The sequence below is a fragment of the Paracoccus sp. L-17 genome, assembly GCF_056857655.1.
This window is the reverse complement of the sequence record NZ_JBSXNM010000039.1, coordinates 91,372-104,314: the sequence shown is the minus strand read 5'-3', so window position 1 is coordinate 104,314 and position 12,943 is coordinate 91,372. Positions and strand designations below refer to the sequence as shown.

General features: G+C 66.3%; 12 protein-coding genes. 7 read left to right on the top strand and 5 right to left on the bottom strand.

The genetic code is table 11. The annotated features are described in order from the left end of the window. Nucleotides 1-54: 54 nt before the first annotated feature. The 7 genes from AC13CR_RS10620 (at nucleotide 55) to recN (ending at nucleotide 8,976) form a co-directional block, all read left to right on the top strand. Nucleotides 55-990 (top strand): D-alanine--D-alanine ligase, encoded by a 936-nt coding sequence (locus AC13CR_RS10620; RefSeq protein WP_292956880.1) that lies wholly within the window; start codon nucleotides 55-57, stop codon nucleotides 988-990. After that, nucleotides 978-1,934, top strand: coding sequence for a cell division protein FtsQ/DivIB (locus AC13CR_RS10615; protein ID WP_335661652.1), 957 nt, complete (start codon nucleotides 978-980; stop codon nucleotides 1,932-1,934). Before AC13CR_RS10620 ends, AC13CR_RS10615 begins: the two co-directional genes overlap by 13 nt. A gap of 6 nt (nucleotides 1,935-1,940) precedes the next feature. Beyond that, nucleotides 1,941-3,275, top strand: coding sequence for a cell division protein FtsA (gene ftsA / locus AC13CR_RS10610; protein WP_292956883.1), 1,335 nt, complete (start codon nucleotides 1,941-1,943; stop codon nucleotides 3,273-3,275). Nucleotides 3,276-3,497: 222 nt separating this feature from the next. After that, nucleotides 3,498-5,111 (top strand): cell division protein FtsZ, encoded by a 1,614-nt coding sequence (gene ftsZ / locus AC13CR_RS10605; RefSeq protein WP_292956886.1) that lies wholly within the window; start codon nucleotides 3,498-3,500, stop codon nucleotides 5,109-5,111. A gap of 230 nt (nucleotides 5,112-5,341) precedes the next feature. Further along, the gene (gene lpxC / locus AC13CR_RS10600; protein ID WP_292956889.1) at nucleotides 5,342-6,277 is read left to right on the top strand and encodes a UDP-3-O-acyl-N-acetylglucosamine deacetylase; all 936 of its coding nucleotides are present in this window, start codon (nucleotides 5,342-5,344) and stop codon (nucleotides 6,275-6,277) included. Between the two features lie 161 nt (nucleotides 6,278-6,438). Beyond that, on the top strand, nucleotides 6,439-7,290 hold the full coding sequence (locus tag AC13CR_RS10595; RefSeq protein WP_292978828.1) for an outer membrane protein assembly factor BamD: 852 nt from the start codon (nucleotides 6,439-6,441) through the stop codon (nucleotides 7,288-7,290). Between the two features lie 39 nt (nucleotides 7,291-7,329). Further along, nucleotides 7,330-8,976 carry a DNA repair protein RecN gene (gene recN, locus AC13CR_RS10590; RefSeq protein WP_293014503.1) on the top strand — a complete coding sequence of 549 codons (1,647 nt, stop codon included), beginning with the start codon at nucleotides 7,330-7,332 and terminating at the stop codon, nucleotides 8,974-8,976. An 8-nt stretch (nucleotides 8,977-8,984) separates the two neighbouring features. On the opposite strand, the gene AC13CR_RS10585 is transcribed toward recN, so the two are convergent. From AC13CR_RS10585 to AC13CR_RS10565, 5 genes are all read right to left on the bottom strand, one after another. Then, the gene (locus tag AC13CR_RS10585) at nucleotides 8,985-9,299 is read right to left on the bottom strand and encodes a hypothetical protein (protein ID WP_482900820.1); all 315 of its coding nucleotides are present in this window, start codon (nucleotides 9,297-9,299) and stop codon (nucleotides 8,985-8,987) included. Nucleotides 9,300-9,503: 204 nt separating this feature from the next. Then, nucleotides 9,504-9,809: a hypothetical protein gene (locus AC13CR_RS10580; protein ID WP_292956901.1), complete on the bottom strand. Its 306-nt coding sequence runs from the start codon at nucleotides 9,807-9,809 to the stop codon at nucleotides 9,504-9,506. A gap of 101 nt (nucleotides 9,810-9,910) precedes the next feature. Beyond that, complete coding sequence (gene mmsB, locus AC13CR_RS10575; RefSeq protein WP_482900819.1) at nucleotides 9,911-10,780, bottom strand: 3-hydroxyisobutyrate dehydrogenase; 870 nt, start codon at nucleotides 10,778-10,780, stop codon at nucleotides 9,911-9,913. After that, complete coding sequence (locus AC13CR_RS10570) at nucleotides 10,777-11,784, bottom strand: enoyl-CoA hydratase/isomerase family protein (RefSeq protein ID WP_292956907.1); 1,008 nt, start codon at nucleotides 11,782-11,784, stop codon at nucleotides 10,777-10,779. The genes mmsB and AC13CR_RS10570 overlap by 4 nt, the downstream gene beginning before the upstream one ends. Before the next feature lie 4 nt (nucleotides 11,785-11,788). Next, complete coding sequence (locus AC13CR_RS10565; protein WP_293014508.1) at nucleotides 11,789-12,934, bottom strand: acyl-CoA dehydrogenase family protein; 1,146 nt, start codon at nucleotides 12,932-12,934, stop codon at nucleotides 11,789-11,791. Nucleotides 12,935-12,943 lie beyond the last annotated feature (9 nt).

Here is a 12,943-nt window from a genome sequence, read left to right as displayed (position 1 = left end):
CCGACCGCGCCGATCAAGACAGGCCCGGATCAACCGGGCTCAAGAGGCAGAAGCGTGGCGGGCAAGTCGAGCAGGACAGCCCACACCGTAGCCGTTCTGATGGGCGGACCCTCGGCCGAGCGCGAGGTGTCGCTGTCATCGGGTCGCGAATGCGCGGCGGCGTTGCGGGTGGCGGGCTATGATGTAACCGAGGTCGAGCTCGGGCCGGAACCGGGGGCGGAGATCGCCACGCGGCTGAATGGCCTGCGGCCCGATGTCGTCTTCAATGCCTTGCATGGCCGCTGGGGCGAGGATGGCTGCGCACAAGGCGTTCTGGAATGGCTGGACCTGCCCTATACCCATTCCGGCGTGCTGGCTTCGGCCCTGGCGATGGACAAGACGCGGGCCAAGGATGCGTTCCGCGCCGCCGGCCTGCCGGTTCTGGAAAGCGTGATCGCCGAACGCGCCGATGTCAGCGCCCGCCACGTCATGCCGGCCCCCTATGTCGTCAAGCCGAATGACGAGGGTTCCAGCGTCGGTGTCTATATTATCGCGTCGGAAAACAATGGCCCACCCGCGCTGGACGACAGGATGCCGGCACGGGTGATGGTCGAAACTTATGCACCGGGCCGCGAATTGACGACCACGGTGATGGGCGAGCGCGCGCTGGCCGTGACCGAGATCTTCGCCGAGGGCTGGTATGATTACGATGCGAAATACCGCCCCGGCGGCTCGCGCCACGAAATTCCGGCCGATCTGCCCGCCGACATCACCGAAGCCTGCCTCGATTACGCCTTGCGGGCGCATCGCGCGCTTGGCTGTCGCGGCCTCAGCCGGTCGGATTTCCGCTGGGATGACAGCCGCGGCCGCGACGGGCTGTATCTGTTGGAGGTCAATACCCAGCCCGGCATGACGCCGACCTCGCTGGCGCCGGAACAGGCGGCCCATGCCGGCATCGATTTTCCCGCCCTGATGCGGTGGATGGTGGAGGATGCGCTGTGTCGGCCGTGATCGATCATCGTCCGCAGCAGCGGCAATTGCAGCCGCCGCCGCAGCCCCGGCAAAGGCGCGATCCCGCGCCGTCGCGGTTGCAATACCGGCTGGAGCGGGTGTGGCTGAAGCCGCTTTATCGCCGGGTGATCCGGGTGGGTGTGCCGGCATTCCTGATCGCGATGACGGCGGGCCTGTGGCTGTCGGACCAGGATCGCCGCGCCGCGCTTGGCGCCGGCGTCGCCGGGCTGGTGGACAAGGTGCAGAGCCGCGAGGAATTTCAGGTCCGCATGATGACGATCGAAGGCGCCTCGCCCGTCGTGGACAAGGCCCTGCGCGGGATGCTGCCGGTCGATCTGCCGGCCTCCAGCTTCGATATCGACCTGACGGCGATGCGGCTTCAGGTGATGCAACTGGACGCGGTCGAATCCATCGACCTGCGGATCAAGCCCGGCGGCATCCTCTCGGCCGTCGTCAAGGAGCGGGTGCCCGCGCTGCTGTGGCGCCATGCCGCCGGGATCGACATTCTGGATGCGACCGGCAATCGGGTGGCCAGCGTGACCTCGCGCGATGTGCGGCCCGATCTGCCGCTGATCGCCGGCGATGGGGCGGATCTGGAAACCCAGGAGGCCCTGCAACTGCTGGATGCGGCGGGACCGATCCTGCCGCGGGTGCGTGGCCTGGTGCGGCGCGGCGAACGCCGCTGGGATCTGGTGCTGGACAACAACCAGCGCATCATGCTGCCCGAGGAAGGCGCGGTCATCGCGTTGCAGGCCGCCATTGCGCTGAACCGGTCGCAGGACATGCTGGGCCGCGACATCCAGGTTGTCGATCTGCGCAGCCCCTCGAGGCCGGTGCTTCGGCTGGGGATCGACGCGCGCAATTCGATCCGCAAGGCGCGCGGCCTGCCGTTGCTGGGGCCGGACGGCAATGTTCTGGACGAAGACGATAGAAAGAGGGGCTGAGCGGCGATGGTCGAATTGTATCAGACGCAGCGGGCGATGCGAAACATCCGCCGGGCGGCATTGCAACGGGGCGTGGTTGGCATCCTTGACATAGGCACCTCGAAAATCGCCTGTCTCGTTCTGAAATTCGACGGCACCGGAACGGATCGCGAGGTCGATGGCGTGGGTCCGATGGCGGGGCAGGCCAATTTCCGCGTGATCGGCGCGGCGACGACGCGCTCTCGCGGGATGCGCCGGGGCGAAATCGACACCATGGCCGAGACCGAGCGCGCGATCCGCACCGTGGTGGCCGGCGCGCAGAAGGTGGCCGGCTGCCGGGTCGATCATGTCATCGCCTGCATGTCCGGCGGGCGGCCCGCATCCTACGGGCTCGATGGCGAGATCGTGCTGGAATCGGGCAAGGTCAGCGAACATGACGTGGCCTCGGTCCTGGCGGCCTGCGAAACCCCCGATTTCGGGCGCGGACGCGAGGTGCTGCACGCGCAGCCGGTGAATTTCGCCGTGGACAATCGCAGCGGGCTGTCCGATCCGCGCGATCATGTCGGCAACCGCCTGGCCTGCGACATGCATGTGCTGACCGTGGATGAAGACGTGATCGGCAACCTGGTGCAATGCATCCGGCGCTGCGATCTGGAACTGGCCGGGGTCGCCTCGGCCGCCTATGCCTCGGCCCGGGCCGCGCTGGTCGAGGACGAGCAGGAACTGGGCGCGGCCTGTATCGACTTTGGCGGGGGCGGGACGGGCGTATCTGTTTTCATCAAGAAACACATGATCTTCTCGGACAATGTTCAGATTGGCGGTAACCTGATCACACAGGATATCGTCCAGGGGCTGCGCGTGCCGCTGGCGGTGGCCGAGCGGTTGAAGACGCTGAACGGCGGGGTCGAGGCGACCGGCCGCGACGACCGCGACATGATTGCCGTCGGCGGAGAGACAGGCGACTGGGAGGCCGACCGCCGCGTCGTCAGCCGCGCGGACGTGATCGGAGTGATGCGTCCGAGGGTCGAGGAAATTCTGGTCCATGTGCGGCAAGTCCTTGATGCGGCTGGATTTGACTTCATGCCCAGCCAGCAGATCGTGCTGACCGGCGGCGGCAGCCAGATTCCCGGCCTGGACGGGCTGGCCGCGCGCATCCTGGGCCCGAACATCCGTTGTGGCCGGCCGCTGCGAATCGACGGGCTGGCGCATCAGTTGACCGATCCCAGCTTTTCCGGCGCGGTCGGGCTGGCGCTGTTCGCCGCCCATCCGCAGGACGAATGGTGGGATTTCGAGATGCCGGCCGAGACCTATCCCGCCCGCAGTCTGCGACGGGCCTATCGCTGGTTCCGCAACAACTGGTGATTGCGACATTTTTCCGTTTGTGTGGCGTCAGGCCGGCGCCACCATATTCAGCGTGTATGGCAAGATACCGCCGATACCTGTTGAGTTCCCCGCCAGATTTTGCGGTACCTCCGCCTTTTTCGGGTGACGCGGGGGCGTTCAATCGCTACGATTGCAGTTGATACGGGGGATTCGAACGGACGGTTCACGTCCGCAACGATCAGCGACAGACAGGCGGAAACCATGAATCTCAATCTCAATCTGATGATGAACGACGAAGAAGAACTGAAGCCGCGCATCACGGTATTCGGTGTGGGCGGCGCAGGCGGCAACGCGGTCAACAACATGATCGAGAAGCAGCTCGACGGGGTCGAGTTCGTGGTCGCCAATACCGACGCGCAGGCGCTGGCCGGATCGCGCGCCAACAACCGCATCCAGATGGGTCCGAAGGTGACCGAGGGTCTGGGCGCCGGGGCCAAGCCGGTGATCGGCGCCAAGGCCGCCGAAGAAACCATCGAGGACATCGTCGATCACCTGATGGGCGCGCATATGTGCTTCATCACCGCCGGCATGGGCGGCGGCACCGGCACCGGGGCGGCCCCGATCATCGCCCAGGCCGCGCGCGAGATGGGAATCCTGACCGTCGGCGTCGTGACCAAGCCCTTCCAGTTCGAGGGCAGCAAGCGGATGCGCCAGGCCGAAGAGGGGGTCGAGGCTCTGCAGAAGGTCGTCGACACGCTGATCATCATCCCCAACCAGAACCTGTTCCGGCTGGCCAACGAGAAGACCACCTTCACCGAAGCCTTCGCGATGGCCGACGACGTGCTGTATCAGGGCGTCAAGGGCGTGACCGACCTGATGGTCCGTCCGGGCCTGATCAATCTCGACTTCGCCGATGTCCGCGCCGTGATGGACGAGATGGGCAAGGCGATGATGGGCACCGGCGAGGCCGCGGGCGAGAACCGCGCCCAGGAGGCCGCCGAACGCGCCATCGCGAATCCGCTTCTGGACGAGATCAGCCTGAACGGCGCCAAGGGCGTGCTGATCAACATCACCGGCGGCTATGACATGACCCTGTTCGAACTGGACGAGGCCGCGAACGTGATCCGCGACAAGGTCGACAGCGATGCCAACATCATCGTCGGCTCGACCCTGGACCCGGACATGGATGGCTCGATCCGCGTTTCGGTCGTGGCGACCGGCATCGACGCCGCGGCCGCCGCGGCTGCCGAAGCGCCGGCCCCGCGCCGTTCGATGGCCGAACCGCTGACCCAGAACCCAACCATGACCCGCAAGGAAGAACCCGCCGCCGAGGCTGAGGAATCGGTGCCGCCGCGCCGCACGGCCGCACCGGTCGAGGCACGCAATCCGGCGCCGGCACCGGCACCGCAGGCCACGGAAGATATGCCGCAACCGGCCTATCAGCCCCGGCCCACGGCCCGCCCTGCCGCCGTGCGGATCGACGAGCCTTCCGAAAGCTTCTTTGCCCCGCGCGCGGCCTCGACGCCAGCCCGCGGCGAGCCGGCGCCCGAGGTTCTGGATCGTCTGCGAAAGGCGGTCGCCCATGGTGGCGAACGCAGGGCCCAGCAGGCCGCCGCGCAGCAACCCCAGCATCAGGACGCGGCGCGCGGCCAAAGCCGCATGGCCGGACTGGGCAGGATGCTGGAACGCATGGCCGGGCACGGCGAACAGGGCGGCGCCTCGAAACCCGCCGCGTCCTCGATCGCGGAACGTGTCAGCGACCGCGTCGCGGCCCGCGCCCGCCAGCAGGATGCCGATTTCGATGATCTGGCCAGCCCCGACAGCGCCCAGGATGATGTCGAGATTCCCGCTTTCCTGCGCCGCCAAGCCAACTGAGCCCATTCACGAATTCGTCACGACCTCACCCTTGAAAGGGCCGCGCATGGCGGCCCTTTTTAGTTTTTTGTCAGAACGTTACGCCATTTCGCGCGATGATTGTCTCTTTCCGCGCGGTGAATGTTTCAGGCGGTTACAATTCGTTAATTGAACGCCCGTGCGGCTGGGCCTAGCTGAAGTTGCACCGGAACGCACGATTTCGGAACAGGAATGATCGGGCAGGCAGAACCATGCAGGCGACATTGAAGAAGACGGTAAGACTGGATGGTGTCGGATTGCATTCCGGCGCCCCGGCACGTCTGGAAATGCATCCTGCCCCCGCGGGCCACGGAATCGTCTTTCGCCGCGTCGACCTGGCCACGGCGCGAGACATCCCGGCGCGGTGGGACAATGTGATCCCATCGAAATTGTGCACCCTGCTGGAAGGCGAGGGCGGCGTGACTTTGTCCACGGTGGAACATGTCATGGCGGCCCTGGTCGGGACCGGCATCCAGAACCTGCTGATCGAGGTTGACGGCCCCGAAGTGCCGATCCTCGACGGTTCGGCCGCGCCCTTTGTCCGCGCCATTCTTCGGGCCGGGATTGCCCTTCAGAACACTCCGCTGCGCGCGATCCGCGTTCTGCGCCCGGTCGAGGTTCGCGAGGGCGAGGCATTTGCCCGGCTGTCGCCCGCCGACCATCTGGAGATCGAGTTCCAGATCGACTTCACGGACGCCGCGATCGGCCGCCAGGAAAAGCGTCTGGACATGGCCAATGGCGCCTTTCTGCGCGAACTGGCCGACAGCCGCACCTTCTGTCGTCAATCCGACGTCGAGGCGATGCGCCGGAACGGGCTGGCGCGCGGCGGCAGCTACCTGAACGCGGTCGTCGTGGACGGGGCCGACATCCTGTCGCCTGGCGGTCTGCGCCATGCCGACGAGGCGGTGCGCCACAAGATGCTGGACGCGATGGGCGATCTGGCGCTGGCAGGTGCGCCCCTGCTGGCGCGCTATACCGGACATCGTGCGGGTCATGCGATGACCAACCGGCTGCTGCGGGCGCTGTTTGCCGATCCCACCGCCTGGACATGGGAAGATTGCGATCCGGCGTTGGAAAATCGCCTTCCCGGCGCGGGCGTGGCAGCCTATGGCGTAGATGCGGGAATCGGCGTCGTGGCCGTTTTGTGAGGCCCCGCGGCGGCGGTCTTGCCGTCGCCGGTCGCGCCTCAATTCACGCGCGGAATTCAACGGATTGCCATTTTGCGCCCCCTGATGTTCTGTGCTACGAGGTGCCGGCAGCCCCGCCATGGACGGTCGGCCGCACAGCAGAATGGAATGGCAGGGTGAAGATGGCGCGCTCGAAAATCTCGGCTTCGATCTTGGCTGCGGTCCTGGCAAGCGTGACGCTGGCCGGCTGTTCTTCTCTTGGCGGGTCGGATGGCGACAAGCGCAACCTGGATCGCTTTACCGCCGAACAGATCTACAAGCGCGGCGAATACGAGTTGGAGAACACGAGGAAGGCCAAGGACGCGGTCTTCTACTTCTCCGAGGTCGAGCGGCTTTACCCCTACTCGGAATGGGCCAAGCGGGCGCTGATCATGCAGGCCTACGCCAATCACCGCGCCAAGAATTACGAAGAGGCCCGCGGTGCGGCCCAGCGTTTCATCGACACCTATCCCGGCGACGAAGATGCGGCCTATGCGAAATATCTGCTGGCCCTGTCCTATTATGACCAGATCGACGAGGTCGGTCGCGACCAGGGGCTGACCTTCCAGGCCCTGCAGGCGCTTCGTGATGTGATCGAGCAATATCCCGACAGCGAATATGCCCGCAGCGCGATGCTGAAATTCGACCTGGCCTTCGATCACCTCGCCGCGAAAGAGATGGAGATCGGGCGCTATTACCTCAAGCGCGGGTATTACCCGGCCTCGATCAACCGCTTCCGCGTTGTCGTGGAGGAATATCAGACCACGGCCCAGACGCCCGAGGCGCTGCTGCGTCTGGTCGAGGCCTATCTGGCGCTTGGCCTTTATGACGAGGCGCAGACGGCCGGCGCGATCCTGGGCTACAACTTCAAGTCATCGCCCTTTTACGAGGATGCCTTCGCGCAGCTTCGCGGGCGGGGCCTGTCGCCCGAGGCTCGGGGCGAAAGCTGGCTGACCAATGTCTATCGCCAGATGATCCAGGGCAGATGGTTGTGACCAGGGGGAGGCTGCGCTGAGGCGCGGCCGACGATTGCCATGCTGCGATCGCTGGACATTCGGGACATGCTGCTGATCGACCGGCTGGCGCTGGAATTCGGTCCCGGCCTGAATGTCCTGACCGGCGAGACCGGGGCGGGAAAATCCATCCTGCTGGATTGTCTTGGGTTCGTCCTGGGCTGGCGCGGTCGCGCCGATCTGGTGCGACAGGGGGCCGCGCAGGGCGAAGTCACGGCGGTTTTCGATCTGCCCGCCGCACACCCCGCCCGCGCGGTGCTGGCCGAGACGGGGATCGAGATTGACGATGACGAACTGATCCTGCGGCGGGTGAATGGCGGTGACGGACGCAAAACCGGCTTCGTGAACGACCGCCGCGTTTCGGGCGACGTGCTGCGGCGCTTGTCCGAGGCGCTGGTGGAGCTGCACGGACAGCATGATGACCGCGGCCTTTTGAACCCGCGCGGCCACCGCGCGATGCTGGACGCCTTTGGCGGGCTGGATCTGTCGGGCATCCGTCAGGCCTGGTCGCTGCGCCGCGTCGCCGCCCGGCGATTGCAGGAGGCCGAGGCGCAGCTTGCTGCGGCCCGCGCCGAAGAGGATTTCCTGCGCCACGCGGTTGCCGAACTGGACCGGCTGGACCCGCAGCCGGGCGAAGAGGCGGAACTGGATACCCGCCGCCGCGCCATGCAGGCGGCCGAGCGGATCGGTGGCGATGTGTCCCGCGCCCTGCAGATGCTGGGGCCGGAAGGTGCCGAGGGTGCGATGCTGGATGCGGGACGCTGGCTTGAGGGTGCCGCCGACCGGGCCGATGGACGGCTGGATCCGCCTCTTGCGGCATTGTCGCGGGCCCTGACCGAACTGGGCGAGGCGTATCGCGGGGTCGAGGACGCGCTGAGCGCGATGGAATTTCAGCCCGCCGCCCTGGAAGCAACGGAAGAGCGTCTTTTCGCGCTGCGCGGACTGGCGCGCAAGCATGACGTCCTGCCCGACGATCTGGCCGGGCTGGCCGAGGATCTGCGCGCCCGGCTGCAGGGGATCGACGCCGGGGAGATGGCCATCGCGACCCTGCGCAGGGATGCCGAGGCAGCCGAGGCGGCCTATCAGGTTGCGGCCGAGGCCCTGTCGGCGGCGCGGTGCGAGGCGGGCCGGAGGCTCGACCAGGCAGTAATGGCGGAACTGGCGCCGCTGAAGATGGAACGCGCGGTCTTTGAAACCCGGCTGTCCCGGGCCGAGCCGGGACCGGAGGGGCTGGACCTGGTGGCATTTACCGTCGCCACCAATCCCGGCGCGCCGTCGGGGCCGCTGGACAAGATCGCCTCGGGCGGCGAATTGTCACGCTTCCTGTTGGCGCTGAAAGTCTGCCTGGCGCGCGGAAACGAGGCGCTGGTGCTGATCTTTGACGAGATCGACCGCGGCGTCGGGGGGGCGACCGCCGACGCCGTCGGCCGCCGGCTGAAGCGTTTGGCCGAGGATGCGCAGGTGCTTGTGGTGACGCATTCTCCGCAGGTCGCGGCATTGGGTGCGTCGCATTTCAGGGTCGCGAAATCGGTCTCGGCGGGGATGACGACCTCGGATGTCGAGGCGCTGGACCCCGAGGCGCGGGTGGCCGAAATCGCGCGGATGCTGTCGGGGGACAGGGTGACGCGCGCCGCCTCGGAAGCGGCGCGGGAATTGCTGGGCGGATAGCCCGCGGCTCAGTCCAGAATTGCGTCAATCAGCCGCAGGATCGACAGGATCTTGCCACTGTCGGAATCGACCCTGACCAGACGTTTGTCCACGATCGCATAGCTGTCACCCGCGGGCGGGACGCTGAGCCCGTAAGCCCCCGGCCGGGTCACGACATGGACCGATCCCAGGTCGATAACGTCGCCCACACGGATCGGCGACTTCTTCGCCTGACCGGGCGGGATGCAGGGCAGTGACTTTTTGGCCAGACCGGGCGGGCAGTTCTGCGCATAGAGCACTTGTGCACTTTTCCCTTTCATCAGCGCCGGGACGTGTCGGCTCATGACGCCCTTCTGCGTTTTCCTGAAGCCGCTTCCGGGATTGGCGGTGGCCGCAAGGGGCAGCAATCCGATGCCCAGAGCGGTTATGGCTGCGATAAGATGTCGAGCGGTTGTCATGCGAAATTCCCTGACATCTCGCTCAACCGTTCATCGGGGTTTCCGGTTCCGTTCCCGTCCGCCATCGGAAACGCCGCAGGACGGGATCGGCTAGCGAGAGGCTGCGGCTTCTTGCCGCAGCACGGACAATATGCGGAAATTCTTCGCATCGAGACGGACCAGCTTTCCCTCGACGATCGCATAACGGCTGCCCGGGACATCGCGGCCCAGACCGTAGAAACCGGGTTCGGTGACGATCGCCGCTTTTGCCCGGGGCACGATATCACCCACCCGAAGCGCGGCTTCCTCGGCCTGGACGGCAGGCACGGGCCGAGCCCCCGTGGGCAGGATGGCGCCAAGGCTGGCTGCCAGCGCGATCCCGAGGGCTGCGATCACGCCGATCTTGATGGTTCCCATTGTTTCGCTGTCCAGGCTGTCTTTTCGTCATCGGCGGGGTAAACCGATCACGCGCGCGCGGGTTCCGCCTTGCGGACGCGGTTCCTGCATCCGGCCGGCCATCAGCGGTCTTTTTCCTCGAAGCGTTGCAGAATTGCCGAAAAGTCACGGCCACGACCTCCGCCGTCATGGACGAAAGAATCGTAAAGATCACGCGCCAGCGATCCGATCGGCGTGGCGGCCTTCACGGAAACGGCCGCCTTGCGGGCAAGATCCAGATCCTTCAGCATCAATTCGGACGCAAAGCCCGGCCGGTAATCGTTGTCCGCGGGTGAATTCGGGCCGATGCCGGGGGCGGGGCAATAGGCGTTCATCGACCAGCTATAGCCAGAACTGGTCGAGACCACATCGAACATCTTCTGCCGGTCCAGACCCAGACGGTCGGCCAGCGCAAAGGCCTCGCAGGTGACGACCATCGTCGCGCCGAGGATCATGTTGTTGCAGATCTTGGCGGCCTGTCCCGCCCCCGATGGCCCGCAATGGACGATCTTCGGGCCCATGACCTCGAACAGCGGCAGGACAAGGGCGAACGAGGCGTCATCGCCGCCGACCATGAAGGTCAGGCTGCCCGCCTGCGCGCCGCCGATCCCGCCAGAGACCGGCGCATCCAGCGCGCCCAGTCCCGCAGCGCGGGCCTGATCGGCCACCGCGCGGGCGCTGTCCACATCCACCGTCGAGCAGTCGCAGAACACTGCGCCCGGCTGCATGGCGGGGATGACCTGATCGGCGACGGATCGCAGGATCGCACCATTTGGCAGCATGGTGATGATCACCTCCGCGCCGCGCACGGCCTCGGCTGCGCTGGCGGCGGCGATGACGCCGGCCGGTTCGGGGGCGGCGGTGTCGTAACCCACCACTTCATGTCCGGCCTCGGCCAGATTGGCGGCCATCGGCGCGCCCATGTTGCCCAGCCCGATGAATCCGATTTTCATGATCCTTCCTCCCAGATCAGTTCCTCATCCCCCAGCGGCGCCATCAGCGCCTGGACATGCGCATCCGACGCATCGGCGGCCCATTTCGGATCGCGATCCTTGTCGATGATCTGCGCGCGCACGCCCTCCAGAAAATCGCTTTCCTCGGTCGCGCGATAGGTGAACCGGTATTCGCGGCTCAGCGAATCCTGCATCCGCCTGTCGCCGCGCGAGGTCCGAACCAGCGCCAGGCCGACCGCCATCGACAGGGGAGAGTTGCGGCGGATCGGTTTCAGCGCATCCTCCTGACCGATCTTTTCCAGGGCGGCCGCGATGTCGCCGACGCGGCGCTCGCCGAAGGCCGACAGGTCGCGACGGGCCAGGGGGGCAGAGGGCGGCGCCACGCCCACGATCCTTGTCGCATCGCCGGTCCGTTCCAGATCTTCGATCAGGGAAGGCCATTCCGCCTCGGGCAGGTAGCTGTCGGCGAAACCCGCATGGATCGCGTCACCGGGGCCCATCCGGTCGCCGGTCAGGGCCAGATATTCGCCGATCCTTCCCGGTGCGCGGCCCAGAAGCCAGGAGCCGCCGACATCGGGGATCAGCCCGATTCCGGATTCGGGCATGGCGATCCGGGTCGTGTCGCCCACGATCCGGTGGGCCGCATGGCCGCCGACGCCAACGCCGCCGCCCATCACGAAGCCCTGCATGAAGGCGACGACAGGTTTGGGATAATCCGCAATGGCGGCATTCATCCGGTATTCGTCGCGGAAAAACTCGCGGCCCGTCCGGTGATCGCCTTGCAGGCCGGCGCGATAGACCGCGGCGATGTCGCCGCCGGCGCAGAAGGCGCGATCGCCTTCGGCATCGATGATGATCAGATCGACGTCCGCGTCGTCGCGCCAGTCTTCCAGAGCGGTGCGGATCGCCACCGCCATCTCGTGGGTCAGCGCGTTCAGCGCCCGCGGCCGGGTCAAGGTGATCCGGCCGGCGTGGTCGCGTTTGCGGATGTTCAGATCGTCCAAAGCCTTACCCCCGTTCGGCCAGCATGGCACGTGAGACGATCAGTCGCATGATCTCGTTGGTGCCTTCAAGGATCTGGTGCACCCGCAGATCGCGCACGATCTTCTCGATCCCGTAATCGGCCAGATAGCCGTAGCCGCCATGCAGCTGCAGGCATTGATTGGCGACTTCGAAGGCGCGGTCGGTCACAAGCAGCTTGGCCATGGCGCAGAACTTGGTCGCATCCGGTGCCTGCTGATCCAGCTTCCAGGCCGCCTGGCGCAGGAAGATGCGTGCCGATTGCAGGGCCGTCTCCATCTCGGCCAGGCGGAATTGCAGCGCCTGGAACCGGTCGAGGCTTTGACCGAAGGCTGTCCGCTGACCCATATAGGCCATCGTTGCGTCCAGCGCCGCCTGCGCCCCGCCAAGCGCCCCGGCCGAGATGTTCAGCCGCCCGCCATCCAGTCCCGCCATGGCATAGGCAAAGCCGCGGCCTTCCTCGCCCAGCAGGTTGTCCGCCGGCACCAGGCAATCGTCGAACTGGACCTGCGTGGTCGGCTGCGCGCGCCAGCCCATCTTGTCCTCCAGCGATCCGAAGGACAGACCGGAAGATCCGTTTTCGACGATCACCGCGCTGATGCCGCGCGGGCCTGATGTGCCGGTGCGAACCATGGCGATATAGGCGTCGGAATAGCCGCCGCCCGAGATGAAGGCCTTGGTGCCGTTCAGCCGCCAGCCCTCGTTCGTGCGATCGGCGCGTGTCCGCAGCGCCGCCGCGTCCGATCCGCTGCCGGGTTCGGTCAGGCAATAGCTGAAGATGGTCTCCATGCTGCAAAGCCCGGGCAGCCAGCGGGCCTTCGTTTCCGGGTCGCCGAAGGTGTCGATCATGCCGCCGCACATGTTGTGGATCGACAGGAAGGAACCGACAGCGGGATCGGCCATGGCCAGCGCCTCGAAGACCAGCGTCGCGTCCAGCCGGCCAAGTCCTGAACCACCATGTTCCTCGCCGACATAAAGCCCGCCGAAGCCAAGCTGCGCGATCTCGGTCCACAGGTCGCGCGGGATGGTTCCTGCGGCCTCCCATTCGCGCGCATGAGGGGCGATGCGGCGCTGGCCGAAGTCGCGGGCCATATCGAAAATGGCCTGCTGTTCCTCGCTCAAGGCGAAATCCATGGCTGCCTC